17 protein-coding genes are annotated in these 25,651 nt (G+C 28.2%); 5 read left to right on the top strand and 12 right to left on the bottom strand.

The window, feature by feature from the left end:
* From J7M87_RS11375 to J7M87_RS11360, 4 genes are all read right to left on the bottom strand, one after another.
* A complete protein-coding gene (locus J7M87_RS11375; RefSeq protein ID WP_291651168.1) occupies positions 1-348 on the bottom strand; it encodes an EamA family transporter in 348 nt (115 codons plus the stop codon).
* Positions 349-480: 132 nt separating this feature from the next.
* Entirely contained in the window at positions 481-1,215 is a 735-nt protein-coding gene (locus J7M87_RS11370; RefSeq protein WP_291651167.1) for a glycosyltransferase family 2 protein, read from the bottom strand.
* A gap of 336 nt (positions 1,216-1,551) precedes the next feature.
* Positions 1,552-3,573, bottom strand: a complete 2,022-nt coding sequence (locus J7M87_RS11365) for a molybdopterin-dependent oxidoreductase (RefSeq protein ID WP_291651166.1) — start codon at positions 3,571-3,573, stop codon at positions 1,552-1,554.
* Positions 3,574-4,070: 497 nt separating this feature from the next.
* Positions 4,071-4,829, bottom strand: a complete 759-nt coding sequence (locus J7M87_RS11360) for a glucose 1-dehydrogenase (protein ID WP_291651165.1) — start codon at positions 4,827-4,829, stop codon at positions 4,071-4,073.
* Positions 4,830-5,300: 471 nt separating this feature from the next.
* Here J7M87_RS11360 and J7M87_RS11355 point away from each other — a divergent pair, with 471 nt between their 5' ends.
* Positions 5,301-5,579, top strand: coding sequence for a hypothetical protein (locus J7M87_RS11355; protein ID WP_291651164.1), 279 nt, complete (start codon positions 5,301-5,303; stop codon positions 5,577-5,579).
* A 35-nt stretch (positions 5,580-5,614) separates the two neighbouring features.
* Here J7M87_RS11355 and J7M87_RS11350 read toward each other — a convergent pair whose 3' ends face one another.
* Positions 5,615-6,439 carry an MBL fold metallo-hydrolase gene (locus J7M87_RS11350; protein ID WP_291651350.1) on the bottom strand — a complete coding sequence of 275 codons (825 nt, stop codon included), beginning with the start codon at positions 6,437-6,439 and terminating at the stop codon, positions 5,615-5,617.
* 233 nt (positions 6,440-6,672) lie between these two features.
* Between J7M87_RS11350 and dusA the strand changes: the two genes are divergently transcribed.
* Together dusA and J7M87_RS11340 are read left to right on the top strand one after the other, a co-directional pair.
* On the top strand, positions 6,673-7,794 hold the full coding sequence (dusA, locus tag J7M87_RS11345; RefSeq protein WP_291651163.1) for a tRNA dihydrouridine(20/20a) synthase DusA: 1,122 nt from the start codon (positions 6,673-6,675) through the stop codon (positions 7,792-7,794).
* 233 nt (positions 7,795-8,027) lie between these two features.
* On the top strand, positions 8,028-8,537 hold the full coding sequence (locus J7M87_RS11340) for a flavin reductase (protein ID WP_291651162.1): 510 nt from the start codon (positions 8,028-8,030) through the stop codon (positions 8,535-8,537).
* Positions 8,538-8,656: 119 nt separating this feature from the next.
* Here J7M87_RS11340 and J7M87_RS11335 read toward each other — a convergent pair whose 3' ends face one another.
* A complete protein-coding gene (locus tag J7M87_RS11335) occupies positions 8,657-9,847 on the bottom strand; it encodes a phosphopentomutase (RefSeq protein WP_291651161.1) in 1,191 nt (396 codons plus the stop codon).
* 323 nt (positions 9,848-10,170) lie between these two features.
* Between J7M87_RS11335 and J7M87_RS11330 the strand changes: the two genes are divergently transcribed.
* Positions 10,171-10,905, top strand: a complete 735-nt coding sequence (locus J7M87_RS11330; RefSeq protein WP_291651160.1) for a GntR family transcriptional regulator — start codon at positions 10,171-10,173, stop codon at positions 10,903-10,905.
* Between the two features lie 137 nt (positions 10,906-11,042).
* On the top strand, positions 11,043-11,621 hold the full coding sequence (locus tag J7M87_RS11325) for a hypothetical protein (protein ID WP_291651159.1): 579 nt from the start codon (positions 11,043-11,045) through the stop codon (positions 11,619-11,621).
* A 49-nt stretch (positions 11,622-11,670) separates the two neighbouring features.
* On the opposite strand, the gene J7M87_RS11320 is transcribed toward J7M87_RS11325, so the two are convergent.
* The 6 genes from J7M87_RS11320 to J7M87_RS11295 all read right to left on the bottom strand — a co-directional run bounded on the left by J7M87_RS11320 (position 11,671) and on the right by J7M87_RS11295 (position 25,530).
* On the bottom strand, positions 11,671-15,558 hold the full coding sequence (locus tag J7M87_RS11320; RefSeq protein WP_291651158.1) for a beta-N-acetylglucosaminidase domain-containing protein: 3,888 nt from the start codon (positions 15,556-15,558) through the stop codon (positions 11,671-11,673).
* Between the two features lie 405 nt (positions 15,559-15,963).
* Entirely contained in the window at positions 15,964-19,494 is a 3,531-nt protein-coding gene (locus J7M87_RS11315) for a beta-N-acetylglucosaminidase domain-containing protein (protein ID WP_291651157.1), read from the bottom strand.
* Between the two features lie 489 nt (positions 19,495-19,983).
* Complete coding sequence (locus J7M87_RS11310; protein ID WP_291651156.1) at positions 19,984-20,403, bottom strand: flavodoxin; 420 nt, start codon at positions 20,401-20,403, stop codon at positions 19,984-19,986.
* A gap of 377 nt (positions 20,404-20,780) precedes the next feature.
* The gene (locus J7M87_RS11305) at positions 20,781-22,253 is read right to left on the bottom strand and encodes a glycoside hydrolase family 1 protein (protein WP_291651155.1); all 1,473 of its coding nucleotides are present in this window, start codon (positions 22,251-22,253) and stop codon (positions 20,781-20,783) included.
* A gap of 15 nt (positions 22,254-22,268) precedes the next feature.
* The gene (locus J7M87_RS11300; RefSeq protein WP_291651154.1) at positions 22,269-23,675 is read right to left on the bottom strand and encodes a family 1 glycosylhydrolase; all 1,407 of its coding nucleotides are present in this window, start codon (positions 23,673-23,675) and stop codon (positions 22,269-22,271) included.
* Between the two features lie 4 nt (positions 23,676-23,679).
* A complete protein-coding gene (locus J7M87_RS11295) occupies positions 23,680-25,530 on the bottom strand; it encodes a beta-glucoside-specific PTS transporter subunit IIABC (protein WP_291651153.1) in 1,851 nt (616 codons plus the stop codon).
* Positions 25,531-25,651 lie beyond the last annotated feature (121 nt).

Here is a 25,651-nt window from a genome sequence, read left to right as displayed (position 1 = left end):
CTAACTTAGACTTATTATAACTGCTCCACAAATTATTAGAACCAATCCAAATATTTTAAGGACATTCATATTTTCATTAAATAAAAATACTCCAATAATGGTACCAAACACATAACAAAGGCTTTGTAACGGATATACCTTACTCAAATCCTCTTTTGATAATATATAAATCCATACTATACTTGCAACTACATATATAATTCCTCCTCCTAAAACGTATGGATTAAGAATAAAGTTTATTATTCCCTTTAAAGTTATTTCAAAATTTATTGTTTTTGTACCTAGTTTCCATATAGTTTGTCCCAGAAGCAATAAAGCAATATTTATAATTATTAATAAATAAATCATTTATTTACTTTCTCCTTTAATAGCTCTAAAATAATTGCATTTTCTTGTGTCAATCTTATGACTTTTTTCTTCACATTAAAGATTTCATAAAGAATATAGACTACAAAGATTGTAATTATTAATGCTTTCATCTTATGCTTCGACTCCTTTCTTATTAAGACTTATAAAATTACTATAAGAACAATTAATTACAACCTTTATAGTTGATAATGTTACTTTAATCATATAGTACATAGCTCTAATAGGAGTTATAGAAGATTTCCCTGCTTCTCTATCATTCATTTCAACTTTAACCTCTTTTATATTTAATCCCTTCTTGCATGCATACACTATTGTTTCAACCTCTGGATAATCCTTTGGATAATAATTCAAAAACAGTTTTATTACTTTTCTATTTACTATCCTATAACCAGATGTTGTATCATAATAGCTTTTCCCACATAATATTGAAACTAACTTTGAAAAATATTTTATTCCAACATTTCTAAAAAAACTCGGTTTATATTCAGTTCTTTCAACAAATCTAGATCCTATTACAATATCTGCATTGCCTTCTTCTATTTCATTAATTAAATTCTTTAAATCCCTTGGATTATGTTGTCCATCTCCATCCAACTGGACAGCAATATTATATCCTTTGATATATGCATAAATATACCCACTTTGAACTGCACCACCTATTCCTAAATTATTAGTTAAATTGATAATTTTTGCTCCTGCTCTTATCGCCTCACTATATGTATTATCAGTAGAACCATCATTTACAACTAGAACATCTGCGAATGGAATATTTAATTTAACAGATGAAACTACATTATATATACTTTTCTCTTCATTATAAGCAGGTACAATAACTAATATTTTCATTTTTATTACCTCCATTTACAATTCATCTTCTATATACTAAATTCTAAATATCAAATTTGAATATTTTGAATTAAAATTCGCAATAAATATTAAAGAATTTATGAAGAATTTATGAAGTTCAAATTTATATACTTTAATATAAAAAAGGATATTAACTTTACTTAATTACAAGTAAAATTAACATCCTTTTTTTATAAAATAATTAAAGTAATTTATAGTTTAAAATAAGTCTATCCTTATCTTGTTTCTTAATAAGCTCACTAATTCATAATAGAATTGCTCTTATCAAACTAGCTATTATTATTTATCTATAATATTTTTATTTAAAACATTTCTTTATACAACAAAATCTATTTCTACTTCTGTTTCATTATAAGTTACTTGTCCACCTATATCTGATATTCCTGAGTCTGTTAAATAATTAGGATTCCCATGTTTTGTCCACCATCCAACATACATTAAAATCACATAATCTGCTACTATATTATTAACTTTTAGCTTTACTCTTATTTCTCCATTACGATTTCTTAAAGTAACTATTTTTTCTTCATTAAAAGATAAATTCCTAGCCATACTTTCATTTATATAAGCAATAGATATTCCATCTTCGTCCATCATATGTTGGCTTGATAAAGTATCTCTACTATGATTAGTAAGCAGTTTAAAACTTAATTTATTATCTTTCTTATTATCATTTTCTAAATATAAATTTTCATTAAAGAATATTTCAAACTTTCCTGAATCTGTTTTAAATTGTTTATTCTCCCAAGCTATAGGTTTATGGATTGTAAAATAGTTATTTTTTAAATACTCAATATCTACTTTGTCATTAAACTTCTTTAATGGTTCTATAACTTTTGATAAATATTCTTGCTTATTAACATATGGATAATTATTTAATTTAACTCTTTTTGCAAGTTCTTTAAAAAATTCATATTCATCCATTAATTCATTTTTAGGTTCAACTGCTCTTTCATTATAAATTATATATGGACTTGTCATAGAACTATATATTAAATCTTCACTTTCTAATGTGCTTGTAGTTGGAATAAACAAATCACATTCTTTAGCTGTATCAGTCATAAACATATCAAAACATACTTTAAATTCTACTTTTGAAAATGCATCCTTTAAATTATTTAAATGTGCTAATTGATTTAATAAATTGCTTTTCGTTATTACAGCCATTTTTATTGGTATATTATATTTTTGAGCTTCTTCATCTAATTCTGTATCTTTCAAATAAATTTTGTTATCATCATAAAAATCTTTTCCATTTAATGAATTATTTATAAAATCCGCCATATGACTTACATAAAAAAATCTATTTTCACAATTTTCCTCACTATTGTAAGGATCAGAATTAATTACCTTTGGATAAACTTTATTAGCATAATTAATACCACCGCCACTAAATCCAATTTGACCTGTAATAGCCCCTAAAATATCTACTAGGCTTATAGTATTTCCACCATTTTTGTATTTTTGCATACCATATCCAAGCAATATAGTAGAATATTTATTTGTATATAACATAACTAATTCTTCTATCTCTTTTTTACTTACACCGCAAATTTCTATTAGATCTTCAAGATTTAAGCTTTCCACATAATTTTTATAATATTCAAATCCATTAACATAGCTTTTTATGTAGTTTATATCATATAAATTTTTTTCAATTATTATTTTACCCATTGCAAGTGCAAGAGCTCCATCGCCATTAGGTTTGATTCTCACGTATTTATCTGACATTTCTGCAGTCTTTGTATATATTGGATCAATTACTACTATCTTGCTTCCATTACTTTTAGCTTTCTTTATACTTTGCATTGTATGTATAGTAGTAAAAGCAGGATTTTTTCCCCATATAAATATTGTTTTACTATTTATCATATCATCCAAAGAATGACTTTTCACATCTCCAAAATTATATGTTTGTGCTTTAATTCCAGCACTCCAACAAGGTCCACCTTTAGATTTACTAACTCCGCCATAAAAATTAAAAAATAAATCTCCCATACTTTTAAGTAATGCACCATTTCCATATTGTTCATAATACAATAAAGACTTTGATGAATATTTACTTTTATAATACTCAAGCTTTTCAGCCATAATATTTAAAGCTTCATTAAAGGATATTTCCTTCCATTCCCCATTTATCTTTATCATTGGTGAATATATTCTGTCCTTATGCTTTAACCTATCTAAATGTGCTAATCCCTTCTTACATATAAATCCTTTAGTATAAGGATGATCTTTATCTCCCTGGATTTTTACTATTTCATTTTTATCAACATAAATATTAAACTTACAACAATCAAAGCAATCTAACGTACAACCATGACTTAACTTTTTCATAACACACTCCAATTTAATTTATATATTTTACTTATTTTATAATATTTTAGGTTATCTAACTTTCTCTTTCTAGAATATCAAATTTTACTATTAGTTACTAGCATAAATATTTTTACTATTTAGCTATTTATTTTTTGTAAACTTTAATAGGCTATATCAAATCAGATTTGATATAGCCATTGTACAATTAAGATATAAATTTATTGAAACTTATTTACAAATAAATCCATAATACTTTTTCATTTCACCAGTTTCTACACTCACTAAGTCAATACATTCTCAAGTTGTATGTCCAAGTTAATCAATTTGCCATCCCCACTCACATGCAAAATAAAATCAACCTTAAAGTGAAAATTTCTATGCAAACAAGTTTAGCTTATACTAAAAAACACTATCCGATTTAGTATATTTGCATTACAAGATATGCTCATCCCTCCGTTAACGATTTCATCAGAATTTTCATGAACTACAGTTTTTATAATTTATTTAAACCTTTTTTAAAATGCTGTCCACCCTGCATCTGCAACTATCTCTGCTCCATTAATCAAACTAGAATCATCACTTGCAAGGAATAAAGCTATTGTTGCAATTTCTTCTGGAGATCCTGATCTAGGCACACTTTCCATGCCAAGTTTAACTCTTGAAAATCCAAATTGACTAGGATGACTTATCCCTACTCCAATTTCTGAATCTACGCCTCCAGGGCAAATAACATTACATCTTATCCCTTTATCAGCATACATAAATCCAATATTTTTAGTTAATCCTAATAACGCATATTTAGAAGCTGTATATGAAACTCCAGCTCTACAACCATTTAAACCACCTATAGATCCAACATTAATTATATTTCCACCACCTTGCTGCATCATTAAATTTACTGCCTTTCTACAAGCATAAAATGGACCATTTAAATTAACATTCATTACACTTTCCCATAATTCATCTTCAACTTCCCCAACTGGCATCATTTCATCCATTATACCTGCATTATTAACTAAAATATCAATTTTTCCAAACTTCTCAACAGCAAGATCTATCATCTTTTCATTATCTTCTTTTCTTGAAACATCACCTTGCATAGCTATTATCGTACCATCGTAATCCTTTGATATCTCAACTATTTCATCCAATTTTTCTTTTCTTCTAGCAACTACAACAACAGAAGCTCCTTCCTTTGCATAAAGAAGAGCAATAGACCTTCCCATCCCTGAACTTGCACCTGTAACCACAGCAACTTTACCACTAAGTTTCATATATAATACCTCCCAAATATAATTATTTTTATTTTAAATTAAATGATTTACTTTATAACCATAATACTTTGTTATTTTTTAAACTATATCTCTTATGTTATTTTATTTTTTGGTATCTATATGAATTAATTTATAATTTATTATAACTTTTAGTATGTAATCGATAAAAGCCTAGTGCCAGAAAAACTTCATATTTTATCCATATATTACTTTAAGTGTATTTTATTGTTACTTTTTTGTCAATTGTTAATGTAAATTTTTATTTTATATATTATCCCTTATTTTCATGATAAACTTATATAAATAGTAAAAGTATAGTTGATATCTTAAGAAGGATTTCAAAACTTTATTAGACAATACGAAATGTTCTTAAAACTAAAAAACTAATTCTTATAAATTTAAAATAAAGTTACACTTAATTTGTATAATAAATGTTATAATATTACTATAAATTTGAAAGGAGAAAAAGATTTGGCTAATATATTAACGCTTGTATTATCATTTATTATAGCTAGTATAATTTTAAATTATTCATCAAAATATTTAATAAGTACTGGAAAGATTCCATTTAAAGCTGCAAAAACAACTAAAGGTAAAATAATTTGGACAATCATCTGCTGTGCTATTTACATAGTTGGTTACGTTCTAATAGACTTTTTAACTTTAGGAGTAATAGGCTTTAATATCGCTAGAGGAGTATTACTAGCTATATTTGTAACTATGCTATTATTTGATTCTTATAAGAAATAAATAAAAATCGTACCATCTGCCGGTACGATTTTTTATTAAATATTTACAACTTGTCCTGTAGATAAGTATGTAATTTTATTTTTAAGGTTTTCTTTCAAAATATTAAATGCTTTATTTCCTGTACAACGACAAGTATAAAAATCAGTATTCTTATTACTTAAATTTTCAGCTATATTACTTATAAATTCTAAACTTTCACTTTTTTTATTTACCGGATTAAATAAATGAAACCCACTAATAACAGCTGCTAATTCACCAGATATCAGTTCTTCAGCCCTTTCTACTATATTAACTATTCCATTATGAGCACATCCACCAATTAATATACATTTATCATTTTCTCTTATCAATAGGCTTTGCTCATGAGTAAAGTCATCTTTATAATATTTGCCATCAATTTTAATAAATAATGAGTCATTTAAATTTGATGTCTCATATTTCTTTGGGACATTTGAAAAAAGACATATCTCTTCATCAACTTCAAATATATCTTCAGTAAATATAATTCTTTCATTAAATTGAAGTCTATCATCTAGACCCACGTAAAATTTAAGTCCTCCTAAAACTGAAGTATAATGCTTATTAAAAGCATCTTTATGAATATATATTTTTGCTTTATTATTGTGTTTCAAAAATAACTTTAATGCTCCTCCATGATCCTTATGCCCATGAGATATAATAAGAATATCAACCTCTGATATATCAATATTAAGTTTAATAGCATTTTCAATAAACAATCCATCAGAACCTAAATCAAATAATATATTATGCTTATTTGTTTTAATGTATAAAGATAATCCATGTTTACATTTAAACTCTTTCGATACTGAAGTATTTTCAACTAATGTAGTTATTACCATCACTATCACCAACCATTCCCATATTAATTCCAATTACTATTTTATCATATTTTACTTTTATTACATTACTATTTTATTAACTCTATATGCTATAATAATAAAAAATAACTTGTGAATACTTTTTATAAATTGCGAATATAAAGGCTACGATAACTTATATTTTGCCACTTAAAATTATCAAATGAAGAATTATCCTCATTAATGATATGTATTAAATTGGAGATTTTATTATAATGAGAAACTACAATTTGATGCATATCATTAAGGCTAATTCTCAATTTATAAATAACTACGAAAGGAAACGAATGATGGAAAAATATATTTCAAATATAAAAACTTCGAAGATTAGTATTGCCCCTATGGTAGACAAATCCCATAGGCATTTTAGATATTTTTCAAGGCTTTTAACTAAAGATGCTTTACTTTATACAGAAATGGTTACAGCCCAAGCAATAATCAACGGTGATAGAGATAAAATTCTTTACTTTAGGAAAGAGGAAGGTGATGTTGCTCTACAAATTGCAGCATCTAACCCTGAAGATGCTTATAAGGCTGTTAAATTGGCCAATGATTATAACTATACCGAAGTTAATTTAAATTGTGGCTGTCCATCTGATAGAGTATCTGGTAACTTAATGGGGGCAGCTCTAATGTCTTCTAAAGAATTGGTTTATGAAATCTTATGTGCTATGAAAGAAGCAACAGACAAACCTGTTACAATAAAGCATAGAATAGGAATAGATGGAACTGGTGTTATAGAGGATGAAAAAAGCAAAATTATAATGGATGGCTATGAAGATTTATTAGAATTTTTAGATTCTGTATCTAAAGCTAAGCCTGATAGATACACAATTCATGCACGCTCTGCTATATTAAAAGGCTTAAGTCCAAAAGATAATAGAGAAATTCCTCCACTTAATTATGATATGGTATATAAATTAAAAAGAGAATTTAATCATTTAAATATAGAAATCAATGGTGGTTTTAAAACATTAGATTCAATTAAAGATGCTCTTACAAAAGTAGATGGTGTAATGATAGGAAGAGCTTCATATGAAGATTGTTATCTTTTAGCTAACTTCCATAAACTTTATGAAAATAATAAAAATATAGAAACTATTTCAAGAGGAGAAATTATAAAGTCTTATATTCCATATATTATAGAAGAACTTGAAAATGCTAATAGTATTCATTCTTTAATTGCCCCACTTCAAAGTTTGTTTCAGAGTCAAAAAGGAAGTAAGAAGTATAAGCAATTATTATCATCTTCTAATGTAAAAAGGGAAAATATTATAGAGATACTTAATACTATTCTTGAAGTGATGCCTCAAAATATATTATGGGAAAATAATTAAATAATTTTATTATAAAGCGAGAGTAAGGTTAGATATTACTCTCCTTTTGATTTACATTTAATATCAAAGCTTCAATCTTTTCTTGCAAACATCCTGTTACATAAAAATAAACTTACTAGATAATCCTACTTTATAAATAATTTTTAAATTTATATAGCATACAATTTCTGAGTATATATGTATAATAATTTATATAATATATTTTTAATAAGTTAATTACGGGGGAACATATTGTGAGTAATTTTAGAGAAATTAAACCTGAAGATTTAAATGAAAGTGCATTTAAATTAATTGGTCATGACTGGATGCTTGTTACAGCTGAGAAAGAAAATAAAATTAATACAATGACTGCTTCATGGGGTAGTTTGGGTATTATGTGGGGGAAAAATGTAGTTTCTATAGTTCTAAGACCTCAAAGGTTTACGAAAGAATTTGTAGATGCATCTTCTACATTTTCCCTTACATTCTTTGATAAAAGTTACAAAAAGGATCTAAGCTACTTGGGAACAGTTTCTGGAAGGGATGAAGATAAGCTTTCTAAAACTAATTTAACAGTTGCCTATGTTGATAATACTCCAGCTTTCGAAGAAGCAAAGCTTACAATTATCTGTAAAAAGTTATACGCTCAAGAACTAAAACCTCAATGCTTTATAGACAAAGATATTGATAAACAATGTTATCCTGAAAAAGATTATCATACCTTATATATTGCAGAAGTAGAAAAAATTTTAATAAGAGAATAATAAAAACAAGGTGCTGTGGCATTACATTAAATGGCTTTCTGCGACAGCTCCTTGTTTTTTAATCTTTTTAATAATTATAAAACTTTCTATATAAGAAAATTTTATAAACTTTATTTAAACTAATTTAATTTTCCTAAAACTGATTCTCCAATAGTACCTTCTGACATTTTAACATCAAAATTATCAGCTATTGTTGCACCTATTGCTGCAAAACTATTACAAGTTTCTAATACTCCATTTCCTTTCATTGAAGGTGAATAAGCTAAGAATGGTACATGTTCTCTTGTATGGTCTGATCCAATATATGTTGGATCATTTCCATGGTCTGCAGTTATAATTAATAAATCATCCTCTTTAAGTTTTTCTAAAACTTTACCTAAACTAACATCAAACTTTTCTAACTCCTCTGCGTATCCTTGTGGATTTCTTCTGTGCCCCCATAATGAATCAAAATCTACTAGGTTTACAAAGCATAGACCTTCAAAATCCTTATCCATTATCTCTAATGTTTGTTCCATTCCATGAACTGAGCTTTTTGATTTATGTGATTCCGTTATTCCTTCACCATCAAATATATCATTTATTTTTCCTACAGAAATAACATCATAATTATTATCTTTTAACTCATTTAACACTGTTCTGCCATATGGCTTTAATGCATAGTCATGTCTATTGCTTGTTCTCTTAAACTCGCCTTTTCTCTCTCCAACATATGGCCTTGCAATTATTCTTCCTACCTTCCATTCATCTTTTAAGGTAATTTCTCTTGCAATTTCACAGCATCTATATAATTCTTCTAATCCAAATGTTTCTTCATGTCCACATATTTGTAATACTGAATCTGCTGAAGTATATACAATCATATCCCCAGTCTTCATTTGATGTTCCCCAAACTCATCTAATATTTCTGTTCCACTAGCACTTTTGTTTCCTACTATATTATGACCTGTTCTTTTAATCAACTCATCTAGTAGTTCCTTAGGGAATCCTGTATCAGTAAAAGTTTGGAATGGCTTAGTAATGTGTAAGCCAGCAATTTCCCAGTGTCCTGTCATAGTATCCTTACCTGTACTAGCTTCTTTCATTTTCATTTGATATCCTAATGGGTTTTCTTTAGCTTTTAAATGCTTTACTGGACGTAAATTTGCAATTCCCATTTTTTCAAGATTAGGCACTTTAAAAGACTCTACTGATTCTGCAATATGACCAAGAGTATCAACATTTACATCTCCGTATTCTTTTGCATCCTCCATTTCTCCAACACCTAATGAATCTATTACAATAGTAAAAATTCTTTTATATTTCTTCATGTTATTACTCCTTTCCAAGCTTCTTTATTTAAGACTATAAATAATATATTATATATTATTTGTTATAATTCAATTAATTAATCTTAAACTTAATTAGTTAAATTATAGCATATTTAAATTCATAATACATCACTAAACTTGTCTTTAACTTGTCTATTATATATTTATAATACTACAATCCATTTGTATCGGTCAACGTTTTCACTGTTGTATTTTATTGATATTTTATTAGAAAAATTTGATAATTTATTCTATAATTATATTATAATAACTAATATAAACTTGTATTTAACTTGTTTATTTTTATAGAGAGAGGTTTTATTATGCTTAATACTGATATTATGAAAAAATCTAAAACTTTAAGATATGTTGAAGTATATAACACATTATTTAAAATGATAAAGGAAGAAGACCTTCCAGATAATTATAGACTTCCTTCAGAACCTGATTTAGCTAAGGAACTAGGAGTAAGTAGAACAACTTTACGTCAAGCCTTATCATTATTACAAGATGATGGTTTAATAAAAAATATTCGTGGAAAAGGTAACTTCATAGTAAGAAATCAAAAAAATAAAAAGATTGGACTTGAAAAATTAGGACATATTATATATAAATCATTAGAAGCTAAAATAGATCATGTAGAAATGGATTTTCATATAGAACCTCCATCTGATTATTTTATAGAGGTCTTAGGTAAAAAGACTGTTGCTGCAGTGAATATTGATAGGTGGTATATGAGTAATGGAAATGCCCTTGCATATACTTATACAATTGTTCCTATTGAAACTATCTCTGCCTTTGATATAGATTTAAATAATACTAATAGCCTACTTAAGTTTATTGAAGACGATATTTACAATAATTGTAGCCATAGCTCTATAGATATTAAATTTTCATCATCAGGAAAATTTGCAACTAAAAGACATTCCATTTCCTCTGAAAAACAATATTATTTAATTGAGGAATCTATATATAAAAACAATGAATATCCTATTCTATTTAATAAACACTATTTACCATTATTGAATACATCAATTAAAATTCATACTTCTAAATAAAAATATTCATTTATAAATTATACTATCAAAGTACTATATAACATTATTTTAACTTATTTGATAATTTAACATATTTTTAATTCCTTATTAACTTTTAAGTAGTATTATATAAATATAATTATAAAGAAGGTGAGAAAATGAAAAAATTTAATATATGTATTGATATAGATGGAACTATAACTGATGCATACTATTGGCTTGAACCTTGTAACAGATACTTTAAAACAAATATTAAAGAAAATGAAGTCACAGAATACTCTATTTCTAAGATTTTAGGTATAAGTGAAGAACGTTATTTAGAATTTTATGAAAAATATAAGTATGAACTTCATTCCAAACAAAAAATAAGAGAGCATGTAAGATATGTAATAAATGAACTTAGTTTATATAGTAATATTTATTTTGTAACTGCAAGAGAAAAAAATCTTGCATTACTAACTCACGGATATCTGAGAAAAAACTCAATTTACTATGATAATCTGTATCTTTTAGGTAGTCATTATAAAGTAGATAAAGCTAGAGAATTAAACTGCAATATTTTTATTGAAGATAATTATTCAAATGCAATAGATCTTTCAAATGCAGGCTTTAAAGTTTTACTTATTAATACTAATTATAATAAAGATCCTATTAATAAAAATATAATAAGAGTAAATAACTGGTTAGAAATATATACAATAGTAAAAAAGCTATTATTACAAAGTGAAGCAATGTAATAATAGCTTTTTATATATCAGATTATATTCTTATTTAATTTATAAATTTTTATTTTCTTCTTCTTTTATAAACTGCTACTCCACCAAGTAGTGATGTAATTCCTAAAAGCATTGTTGATAATCCTGATGGCCCACCTGTTTGAGGAAGCTTGCCTGGTTTATTATTTTTATCCTCTTCTGTACCATTTGATGTATCTCCACCACCATTTTCTGGCTTTTCTTCTGGCTTTTCTTCTGGTTTAACTTCTGGTTTTTCATTTGGCTTAGATTCTTCAGTATAATCTGTAAAATCTTTTATTGCAGATTCAAGTTTTTTATTTGATAAGAATATTTCTTCTCTAGATCCACCATCTATTAATAATGTTTCAACTTCAGTTACTGCTACCTTTAAAGCTTCTATAACTTCATTTGATTTACCTTCAGTGTTTGTTAATAACTCTTTTGCCTTTGCTAAATTAGCTTTTGCAACTTCTTTTATAGCTTCTAAACTAAAGTTTTCAGTTACTATTTCATATATTTCTGGCCTTCCAGATCCTTCTTGGAATTCTAGAGTTATCGATATAACTTCTTCTGCCTTTTCCATATTAAACATATTGTAACCTTTGTCTAATGTTCCAAGCTCTATTCTTCTATCATCTGATGTTCTAGCAATAACTTTAGCATTAGATATAGTTTTTTCACTTTGGAATATTTCAACTTTATTTACTAAAGCACCATCAAATATGTTGTAAACTAACTTATCTCCACTAGCAAGATCTCTAGATGGTATATATGAAGTTTGAATATTGTTATCCATTAAATTAGGTAATCTATGATTATCGTCAGATGGTTTAGCAGTTGATTCAAATATAACCTCTGCTTCTGGTGAATTAACTGAGAAATCAGACATTCTAACCCATGAATCAGTACCCTTTGTTGCAGTAACTCTTACATATTTAGCATTGAAATCTAAATCATGCATTCTAAATTGCTCAGAAATCCCACCAGTATATATTTCTGTCCAATTTGTTCCATCTAATGAATATTCAACTTTACCATCACGGATTCTATCTCCACCAAATGATCTATCCCCAATAATTTGAATATTTCTTACATTAGTTACTTCTCCTAAATCTAAAGTGAAATAGTCCCCAATTTTTAATGCACCTGATGAAATAAAGCTTGAATCTAAGTCTCCATCAACAATAGCATTTAAATCTGTATAATTTCCGCTACCCTTTCTATTTGTTTCAATTGATTGACTTCCTCTTCCTTCAATCACTACATCCATGCTAAAATTCTTTACTGTTTTATTTTCATTTGCCACAAATCTAACTGCTTTTACAACTTGTGCTTTATCTAATTTTATTGTTTCACTATCTCCTAGCTTAATCCAATCAATTCCATTTATTGTATATTCAACATTACCATTTACATTGCCATTTACATTAACTCCAGTAATAAACTTAAATTCTGGAAGCTCTAATTCAACTGTATCTCCAGTTTTTAACTTAACTTTTTCCTCTGCAACAACTGAATTGATTTCATTTTTATCAGCTATACTCTTTCTATAAGAAAGCTTAGTATCTACGCTAGATTTAACTCCGCTATTAGTATTCTTATTTACCATAAACTCTCTTATGAATAATTGATTTTCTTGATCTTCTGTTGCTACATATTTAATATATCTAGCCTTCTCATTAATTTCATCTTCAAATACTTCTCTAAATGTATTTCCTTCAACTACAGTTTTCCATTCAACTCCATCATTAGATATTTGAAGATTTCCATTCATAATCATATTATCTTCTGAAGTTCTTCCCATTAATATATAAATATTTTCAATATATTCTTCTTGTCCTAAATCTACTATTACTTCATCTCCAGATTTAATATTTCCTGATGATCTATAAGCAGTATCTAGTTTACCATCAAACATATTTGAAAGTTCGTAAGGTGATTTAGCATTATACCATTCATCAAACTTTAGTGGTGAAAGATTATCAGATGTTGTTGCTTGATAATTATAAGCTTTCACTTCTTCCTTTAATACACCATCAAAATACATATTGTCTGTCTTTATATTAGCTTGTTTAATAAAGTCATCTAATACCTTTTCAGATATTATTGCCTTTGATGCATCTAATACTTCAATTTGTAAAGAAAGCTTTGATTTTAATTCCCACCATAGCTTACTATCACCTTTTAACATTGCTATGACCATATCTGCTGCTGTAGAGGCTGCATCTGCATAATTAGTAAGTTTTTCAAGTTGTGGAGCTACTTCTTCAAGCATTTCAGCATATAACTTAGATTGAGTTTCTGATACTGCTGATTTTATTGCTTCAAATCCTGATTTTAAACTCTCAAGTTCTGTAGCTGGAATTTGTTTATTATCAACCTTATTCCAGAAAGAATCCATTATAGCCCTCATTTCTGGCGCATCTTCTCTACCAGTATCAAGTCTTGTACTATGATCAGCAAACTTTTTAAAGCTTTCTTTTAATTCTTCTCCAACTAAATCTGAAATTGCATTATCCCAAGCTTTATCATGGTTATAAGCTGCAGTGTTCCAAGCATAATCAGCCCCTGTATGAAGAGTTATTTTTGATGCTTCTGCAAACTCCATTGGATTCATAATAAATCCACCAATTTTACTATCTAAATCATTTCCTAAATTATATATTGGTCCTAAAGCTAACTTATCAACTCTATAGTCACTAACAGGATAATTCCACCATAAAAGCATTTTTCTATTGTATAAATTATTTACTTTTTCTGCATCATCTAAAGTTACTGTTTCAGACATAACATTTTCGCCAGTCCACATAACTTCAATATCAGTATCTAGATTTTCTGCAAATCCTTTTGTATAAGGTTTAACTTGTCCATCAGTGAACATTGAAGTTCCCCAATATTGAGTTGGAACTGTTATTAACGGCTTAACATCACCTTTTGCCTTAACAAATTCTTTATTAAATCTATTCATTATAGCAGCTTGTCCTGCTCCATCATCTGTAAATATATCATCCCAAAGGATAGAAAAACTTCTAACTCCCATGTTATATAATGACTCACACTTATCAACAAGTGCCTGATAATCTGCTTCTGAATTTATGTCTATATCCTTACCTGGAGAAATTGCAAATACAAAATCAACTTTATTTTCAGCAGCTGTATTAATAAGTTCTTGCATTCTTGCCATTTCTTCTTGTGGATATGGATCTCTCCATTTATCTCTATGATATGGATCATCCTTTGGAGCATATATATACATATTTAATTTATTGTCTCCATAAAACCTAAATTGATCTAATCTATCTTGATGTGTCCAAGGATTTCCATAGAACCCTTCAACTATAGCTCTTACATGTTGAGTTGGGTAATCATTTACATAAACCTCAGGCATAACATTTTGATTGTTTTCTTTAAGCACTAATTCCTTTAAAGTTTTAACTCCATAGTAAGTACCAACTTCATCAGTACCTTCTATAGCTATTGTCATAGCCCCATTTTTATTTGGGTTTGCAGCAAGTACATATCCTTCATTAACTGAAATGGACTCTGCACCTTCTTTATTAATTTCAGATAAGAATTTATTCATTTCCTCTATGTTATCATCATCTTCACCGATTATTATCGTTGTTGATTCATCACTAAACTCATTATTTACTTCAAGACCTAACTTTTTTAAAAATTCCATTAGTTCTCTTACAGCATCTTTGTCTGCCTTATCTTGTCCAATTATGTTTACTTTATTAGATAAAACTACTCCTTCTCCTGATGATTCTAGTAATTGTGGTGTTGGGCTTACCCTTGGTGCTTCAACTTTTAATTTAACTATTTGCTTACCTTGATCGTTAAGCATATCTGCAAAAACTGTTGTTGGAGTTGTTGTAAATATAAATGATGCTACAACTACCTTTGCTAGAATAGAATTTAATTTTGCTTTTAACATTTTATCCCTCTTTCATTTGTATTTTGTTATAAATTTTTATATTAAAATAATAAAAGCTGCAATAAAAAGATATTTTATTTACAACCAAAATAATAATTATAAACAAAACATTTTTATCACAGCTAATGCTCTAAACTTAATTAGATTACACGCCAAAAATAAACATAATTTAACTTTCATTTACAGTATATATACATTCATCCAACTTGTCAACGCTTTCATGTATTTTTTTCATAATTATGTTAATTTATCTATGCTAATAATATTATAAGCTCATTATAATAGTGAAATAATGTAATATATCATTATAAAGAAAAAAGAGTAATAACCATAAAAGTTGTTATTACTCTTTTCTAAAAAATTATTTTTTCTTAATTAAACAGACTTCATTAAAAAAAGTTTTATCTAATTATTTGTAGCTTTTTTTCTCAATGTTATTACTCCAGCTATTAAAATAATTCCTCCAATTGCTAGAACCATAACTGGTGATGTTCCTCCTGTATTAGGTAAATTTCCATCACCTTTTCCTGAACTACTATTTTCGTCATCTGTTGGAGGAAGTGGTTTACTACCTTCCCCTTGATTACTATCATTATCTGAATTATCTTCACCTGGTTTTCCATCCTCTCCAGGATTTTCTTCTTCACCTGGAACTGATGGTTTTTCAACTAAAGAAGATATTGCTTTGTTTAAATCTTCTACTGCTCTATCTATATCTTCTTGAGTAGCATCTTCATTTATCATAACTTCTTTTGCTGCATTTAGCACTTCTTTTAGGTTAGCTATTGATTCTTCAGTGTATTTATCTGAGTTCAGCATACTTTCTGCTTTTTCTATTGCTTCTATCAATGCTTCTCTGTTAACACTCACACTTTCTTCAACTGTTGAAACTCCAATTTCATTTAGAGTTGGAGCCATTCCATCCCATTCTATTTTTATTTCAAATACATTTTGGAATTGTGATGTATTAAATACATTAACACTCTTACTTAGTTCCCCTATATTATTCCATCCATTTTCAGTTCTTATAGATACTGCTGCATTTGATAATGTAGTTGGATCTTGTAATACAGTAAATTTCTTGATTTCTGTGTTATCAGAAATATAATATGTTAAATGACCTGTTTTAGGCGCATTTACATTAGGTTTAAATGCTGTGTTTAATTTGCCATCTATTAAATTAGTTGGTTCAAACTTAGCTTCTGCTGCAGGTCTAACATCAAATGTTACATCATTAGTTGTATTTTCTATTTCTAACTTTGTAATATTAGTTTTAACTGACTCTTTACCTTTATTAATAATACGAATATAACGTGCATTTACACTAGAACTTAAGTCTTCTACAGCTGTCCATTCAATCCCATTGATTGATGTTTCTAAAGTTAAATTATCTTTATTTGAGTATTCAGCAACAATATTTTTTAATTCTTTTATTTTGTTTAACTTAATACCAACATATTCATTTTCTGCTAATGTAATATCATTTATATTTTCAAGTATAGCTGTTTCTGGTAATATATTAACTTTATTGTTAGATAAAGCTTCTATATTTGTATAAACATCTCTAAATAAATTGCTCTCATCTTCTTTATTAATTGAGAATTCACGAACTGATATCCAGTTACTTTTGATTTCTCCTGTTGGAACAACTCTTACATATTTAGCTTTTACTTTAAGGTTTTCTACAACTATTTTTTCTTTTTCTGGTCCATATGCAACACCATCTATATCGGTCCAATTTTCTCCATCCATTGAAGATTGGAATTTAACAAAGTTAAATTTATCTCCAGCACCTGGCTCACCTTGTTCAAATGTAATGCTGTTAACCTCTGTTACTTCGTTTAATTCTAAAGCAACATAGTCATCTTCATTAGCAGCTCTACGAATCCACATAGTTGATAATCTAGCATTGTCTCCATCAACTATATTTTGAACATGTCCCCAATATAAGTTGTATCCCATATTGGTATAAGGGAATAATGTTAGCTTGTTACTATCTGGATTAACTACTTGAGCCATTTTTTCACTAATTATTCTTGATAAATCCTTCGCAAATGGTAATAAGTGTCTACTACCTGGTTCTGGTCTAATTTGTCCATTAATTCCTTGAACTCTATAACTTCTTGAAGAAGTATATTCACTTTCACCTAAGCTATAATACTTAACAGCTTCTTCATAGTTACCTTCTTCTAAAGCAAGTGCTGCATTAACGTATGCAATTGTTGATTCAGATAAATCTCTTAGAGAGTCAACCCATGCCTTTATTTCATTTTTCATCAATTCATTTTTAGATTTTTGTGCAAAGTTATTAGTTGCATCTAAAATCTCTTGATATTCTGCTAAAACAATCTTACTATCTTCTACTATTGATTCTTTTCTAAATAACTTCTTTGTAAAATCTTGAATTATTGGTCTTAATTCTTCTGATTCCTCTAATGTTAATCCATGCCAAGTTGGAGCAGGATCACTCATATGTTTTGCAAATGTGTGCAATTCTTCAGTTGCATCTGGTTCAATATATTTAAATGAATCTTCCCAACTCTTGTCCATATCAAAACTTGCATGATTCCAACCATAGTCTGCAATTGCAAATAAAGATACCTTTGAAGCTTGTGCCTCTTGCATTGGATTAGTTACAATTCCTCTAAAGTTTGTAACATCCTTATCTAACATTTCACCTTTACCCATTAGTAAACGACTATTATTAATATCATTTACAGGCCAGTTTAACCACATGAAAGGTTCTCTTCCTACTGCTTCTTTAAAGAAATCGAAGCTATCTTGCTTTACATATCCAAGTATAGTATCACCTGTCCATAATATTTCAGTACTTTCAGGCATTCCAGAAATTGTTCTTAAATATTCATTATTAACATCTCCACCTGCTGACTCTTTTGTATATACCTTAGGAACAAAAATGAAACTATATACATCACCTTTTGATAATCTCCATTGTTCTAGATCATTCATAAGTCTTACTTGATCTTTTGCTTCTCCTTCAGCATCATCAGCAAGTACTCCAAATTGACGAACACCTATACTGTATAATTGTTCAAACTTTGCAATAATCTTTGATAAATCACTTTGATAGTTCTCATCAGTATCGAACTTCATTCCATCCTTTAAGAATGGGTGAATTGTCCATATAAATTTATTTTTTGTTTTTGCTCCAACCTCGGCTAATTGTCTAAGTTCTTCTAGCTTCTCTGCTGGATATGGCTCTCTCCATTTAAGGCTATGATATTCATCGTCTTTCGGAGCAAAAATATATGCATTCATCTTAAAGTCTCCACCAAACTTCATTAAATCCATACGATTTTCATTACTCCAAGGAATACCATAATATCCTTCTATAAACCCTCTCCAATGTCCATCTGAATAATCTTTAATTAATAATTCTCTTATTTCATTTCCTTCTATTTGTTTAAATATTAATTTTAATGATGTAAGCCCATAAAATGCTGAGTCAGTATCTTTACCTAATACTGCAATTACATTATCATCTACTGACACTATATGAGAATCTATTTTCTCAAAATGAGCATCATCACCTAAATTTTTATTATTAAAATAATTATCTACAATACCTTTAGAATTATTTATTCCTACTAAAAAATTTGTTTGATCACTTTTTATTTCAGTACCTACTTCGTATGAAATACCTTTAATATTCAATACTTCAAACAACCTATTTTTAGTTGCATCATCAATTCCATCTTCAAATATAACATTTGCCTTATTTTGAAAATTTATATTACCATCACCATATTCAATACTTTGAGGAATTGGATATATCTCATACCCTTCACTTTTTGCCTCATTTCCGTCTAAAGCTTTAGCCTTTAATGTAAATACATTGGGTAATAATGTAAATAACATAATTACCATCATAGTCTTTGCTATTAGCCTTTTTAATTTTTTGCTTTTTAGTCTCACTATCTGATCCCCCTTAATTTAAAATATATAATAATGTAATTTAATATATATTAAGCAATTAAATAATTGTTAATCCTATTAAATTATCAATATTAACAATAAAAAAACTGGAAAAGGTACACTTACCCTTCCCAGCTAATGCTCTAAATTAAATTAGATTACACGCTAAAATTTAACATATTTTAACTTACTTTTACATTATATATAAAATAAAACATTCAGTCAACGATTTCATGGAACTTTTTTCATTTATTGTAGTTTTGTTCAAACTCTTGTCCTATATTTTCAAGTGAATTTTTGAAAATTTATATTCCAATATTTTAAATATATTTACATAGCAAAATTTTTAATTTAATAAAAAATAAAGAATCCAAATATAATTAGGATTCTTTATTTTAGGGGTTATTAAACAATTTATTTTATTAATGAGAAAAATGTTTATATATTAATTTTAAATATATACAATTATCTTTAAATATTTATTTTATATTATAATGCAGCTATTTTTTTCCCATACTCTCTGCATCTATCTTCATCTTCACCTTCTGGCGTATAATTAACAATTAAAGACTCTAATGGCAAAGTAGCTCCTAAATCTTTAATCTTTTCTTCAAACTTCTCCATCCACTCACCAGATCCCCATCCATATGAGCCAAATAGCGCTACTTTTTTATCTCTTAAGTCATTCTCTATTAATTCTAAAAATGGTAAGAATTCGCCTTCTTCTAATTCTTCATCTCCCATAGAAGGGCAACCTAAAATAACTACTTCTTCATCTGCTATTGAATCCGCATCAGTTGTTGATATGTTTATTAGTTCTCCTATTGCTCCAGACTCTTTAACTCCTTCTAAAATTAATTTTGCCATTGCTTCAGTATTTCCTGTACCACTCCAATAAATAATTTTCATATATCTTCCCTCTTTCTTCATTATTTGAGAATGATTATCATTACTATTATATTTTTATAATACACTCTTGTTAAAATAAAGTCAATGTGTTTTTCCAACAATACATAAATTTATATTTTGTGGAATAATTATAATATTTATATTTTAAAAGATACTGAATCAATTAATTGTAGCTATAATAATTTACTCAATCATAAGAAGTTATTTTAATATTCTTTCTGATTTAATTATTTTAAATGGTATTATACCTAAATAGGTTTATTTCTTATAATTATTGGAGTGATTATAAATAGTATAATATCAGTAAAAACTAATCAAAAAAAGACATCGTAACTTTTTTAGCTACGATGCCTTGCTTTTTGTATTCCTTATTTAAATTACTCTATTTCTATACTATTGTTCTTAATAATATTTTTGTACCATTCAAAACTTTTCTTTTTACTTCTTTTATATGTCCCATTTCCTAAATCATCTGCATCAACATAAATAAATCCATATCTTTTCGACATTTGCGAAGTTGATGCACTTACAATATCTATACAAGCCCAAGATGTATATCCCATGCATTCTACACCTTCATCTATAGCTATAGCAATTTGCTCAAAATGTTTTTTGAAGTATTCTATTCTATAATCATCATTAATTGAGCCATCTTCTTCAACTTTGTCATAAGCACCAATTCCATTTTCAACTATCCATAATGGTTTTTGATATCTATCATATAAATCTATTAAAGAAACCCTTAATCCCTTTGGATCTACTTGCCATCCCCATTCACTTGTTGGAAGATATGGATTTTTAACTCCAGTAACTAAATTTCCACCAACTTTTTCTCTCTCTGCTGCATTTATACTTTGAACCATAGACATATAATAACTAAATGAAATAAAATCTACTGTATATTGTTGTAATATAGCTTCATCACCCTCAAGCATTTTCACATTGATATTATTCTTTTTGAAGTATTTTAAAAGATGTCTAGGATATTTACCTAATACTTGTACATCAGTATAAACAAAGTTATTTCTATTATCTCTTTGAGCTAAAATTATATCGTCAGGATTACAAGTTTCAGGATATGTTAAAGTTTTAGTTACCATACATCCTACTTGCGAACCTTGTATTATTTCATGACAATACTTAGTTGCTAGTGCACTTGCTACAAATTGATTATGCAGAGCTTGATAAATTGCTTCTTCTGCTTCTTTTTTACTTGCATATTTTTCTTCAACCACTCCAACTGTAGTAAATGGGTGACGGAAAACACTATCTATTTCATTAAATGTAAGCCAGTATTTTACTAAGTCTTTATATCTTTCAAAACATACTTTTGCATATTTTACAAACATATCTACAACTTCTCTAGATACCCATCCATCATAGTTATTAACTAAATAAATTGGCATTTCATAATGTGATAAAGTTACTAATGGCTCTATATCATTTTTTCTTAGTTCTCTGAAAAGGTCCTCGTAAAAAGCTAGCCCCTTTTCATTTGGCTTGTCTTCATTTCCATTTGGGAAAATACGAGTCCACGCTATAGATACACGTAAAGTTTTAAATCCCAGCTCTTTAAATAAAGCTATATCTTCTTTATAATGATGATAAAAATCTATTCCCCTACGTTTTGGATAGTAAGTATCCTCTGTAGCTTCCATTGCATTTTTTATATCTTGTAATCCAACATGCCATTGCTTTACATAATCTTTTATGTCTATATTAGGCTTGTACATAGCAACATCTGCTACAGACATTCCTTTTCCATCAATATTCCATGCTCCTTCTGCTTGGTTTGCTGCTATAGCTCCTCCCCATAAAAATCCTTCAGGAAAAGATAATATTTTTTTCATATAATACTGCCTCCATTATTTCTCTAAATTTTCTCCATTTGTAGCTATTATTTTCTTATAATAATTATAGCTATCCTTCTTTATACGTTTTAAAGTTCCATTTCCATTATTATCTTTATCTACATAAACAAAACCATATCGCTTTTTCATTTCTCCAGTACCTGCTGAAACAATATCTATTGGGCCCCACCATGTATATCCTATTATATCTGCTCCATCTTCTATAGCTTCATTCATCATTATTACATGCTTCTTTAAATACTCCATTCTTTCTTCATCATGTATCTTACCATCTTCTGTAATCTCATCTATAGCACCTAATCCATTTTCAACTATAAATAAAGGCTTATGATATCTATCTGTTAATTCATTACATACATATCTTAATCCTAACGGATCTATTGGCCATCCCCACTTTGTTTCACTTAAATAAGGATTCTTCTTTCCTAATAAGCCACCTGTATTACCTAGTATTTTCATTCCAGCTTCATGTAAAGATGATCTATAATAACTAAACCCTAAGTAATCACAACCACCCTTTTTAAGAATTTCTTTATCTTCCTCTTCCATTTCTATCTTTATATTGTTTTCTTTAGCAATACGGTTGAAATATGAAGGATATTCTCCAAGCATTTGTATATCACTATAAAATAAAGATCTTCTTCTTAATTCATAGGATTCAAATACATCTTCAGGTTTACAAGAAGCTGGATATATAGGAGATAATGATAGCATACATCCTATTTTAAAATCCTTATTAACTTCATGTCCCATAATTACAGCTTTCGCACTTGATACAAGCATATTATGACTTGCTTGATATATGTCTTGAAGCTTATTCTCATCTTCTTTAACTACTATTGCTGCAGCTATAAGTGGTAATGTATGAGCATGATTAATTTCATTAAAAGTCATCCAATACTTCACTTTACTCTTATATCTATTAAATATCACATTACAATAATTAACATAAAAATCTATAAGTTTTCTATTTTTCCATCCACCATACTTAGTTATTAAATTAAGAGGTGTTTCAAAATGTGATATAGTTACAACTGGCTCCATCCCATACTTTAATAATTCATCAAACAAATTATCATAAAATTCTAATCCCTTTTCGTTAGGCTCTTTATCATCTCCATTAGGGAATATACGACTCCAAGCTATAGAGGTTCTAAAGCATTTCATTCCTAGCTCAGACAATTCCTTAATATCCTCCTTATAGGTGTGGTAAAAGTCTATAGCTTCATGACTAGGATAATATTTTTCTTCATTAATTTCTAATTCTACATTTTTAAATCTATCTACTCCAACTGGTAGTATATCTGCAACACTTAAGCCTTTGCCATCTTCATTATAAGCACCTTCAGCTTGATTAGCTGCAATTGCTCCTCCCCATAAAAAGTTTTTAGGAAATGTCATTTTATTATGCCCCCTCACCTATTAGTTCTAAAACTTTATCTTCATTTGCTACATTACGATAATTTTCTTTCTTTAATGTTTTATTTTTTGCTTCAGTTACTAAAAGCATAGTTGTAGTGTCATAACCTTTTTCTTTAATCTTATTTAAATTAAATTCTATTAACTTTTGTCCTCTTGTTACTCTTTCTCCTTGCTTTACTAAAAGCTTAAAGTACTCTCCATTTAACTCTACTGTATTAATACCAACATGTATTAAAATTTCATCATTATTATCACTTTTTAATCCTATCGCATGTCCTGTTGGAAATGCCACTTCTATTATTCCATCAACTGGTGATGTTACTTCTCCTTTTTCTGGTATAAAGGCTATTCCATCTCCCATTGTTTTATTTGCAAAAACAGGATCTTTTACATCTTCTAATGGAATCATTTCCCCCTTAACACAAGCTGCTATTTCTGATGGTTTTAATGTACTATTTTTAGACTTTGCTCCGCGTTCCTCAAATCCTAAAATATATGTTAAAATTGCTGATAATCCAAATGCCATTGCTATACCAATTAAATAAATTACAAATGTATCTCCAAAGAATGCTGGTAAGGTTGTTAATGCTGGGAATACATATACTATAGCTTTAGTTTGGAACATTCCCATAAATGCACCAGCTATACCACCTGCTATTGTTTGAGCAATTAAAGGCTTTTTATATTTTACTGATAATCCATATACGATTGGTTCAGTTATACCACCTAATAAAGCTGGAATCATAGTTGATGCAGCAAATGCCTTTGTTTCTTTCTTCTTAGAACGAAGTAATACACCTAAAGCCACACCAGCACTTGCAAAAGTAGCAGCAGCAATCATCGGTCTTATTACATCATATCCTTGATTTGCAATATTATTTATCATTATAGGCACAACCCCCCAATGGATACCCATCATTACAAGGAATGTCCAACCTGCTCCAACTACTAAACCTGCTATTAATCCACTCTTGTCACTTAAGAAATTAATTAAATCACCCATTCCATTACCTAAAGTAACTCCAATTGGTCCTATTACCATAACTGCCAATGGTACCATAACTAATAAAGCCACTGCTGATAAAGTAAATATTTCTATACTCTTAGGAATAAATTTCTTTAAGAATCTTTCAACATATGAATATACCCAAATAGTTAATATTGCTGGAATAACTGTACCTGAATACCCCATAAGTACAACAGGAATTCCAAAGAAATCAACTACATCCCCTGTAGCCTTCATAAGACCAGCAAAGTTAGGTTCCATTAATGCTCCTACAATAGCAACTGCAACAAATTGATTTACTTTAAATGTTTTTGCTGTACTGAATGCTAAGAAAAGTGGTAAGAAGTAAAATACACTATTTCCCGCAGCACTTAAAATCTTATAAGTACTTCCTGTATTGTCCATGAACCCATAAGTTGTTAAAATAACAAGTAATGCTTTTATCATACCTGCACCTGCAAGTGCTATTATGATTGGATTAAATATAGAAGACATCGTATTAAACATACGAGTTAATATATTGCCTGAAGGCTTTTCTTCTACATCGTTAGTATTCATTGCTTCACTCTTAATTTCCGGGAATAATTTCAAAACCGTATCAAAAACATCTGTAACATGATTTCCTATAACTACTTGAAATTGTCCATTTCCTTCTACTACAGATAAAACACCTTGTATATCTTTAATTGCTTCTCTATCAGCTTTTGATGAATCTTTCAACTTAAATCTTAATCTTGTTACACAATGGAATAAACTATTTATATTTTCTACTCCACCAACTTTTTCAACTACTTCTTTTGCTAGTGAATCATAGTTTTTCTTTGCCATTATAATCCCTCCTATATAGTTTGTTCTTTGATGACACCGGTTACACCTTATATTGAAATTATAGCATTGAAAAGTTTTACATTATAAAATTTCGATTTTTGGAAACTTTAGAAAAATAAAA

This window comes from Clostridium sp. (assembly GCF_017888565.1).
In the GTDB taxonomy this organism is placed as follows: Bacteria; Bacillota; Clostridia; order Clostridiales; family Clostridiaceae; genus Clostridium.
Note: the sequence above shows the minus strand (reverse complement) of the source record. Positions and strands in the feature narration are given on the sequence as shown.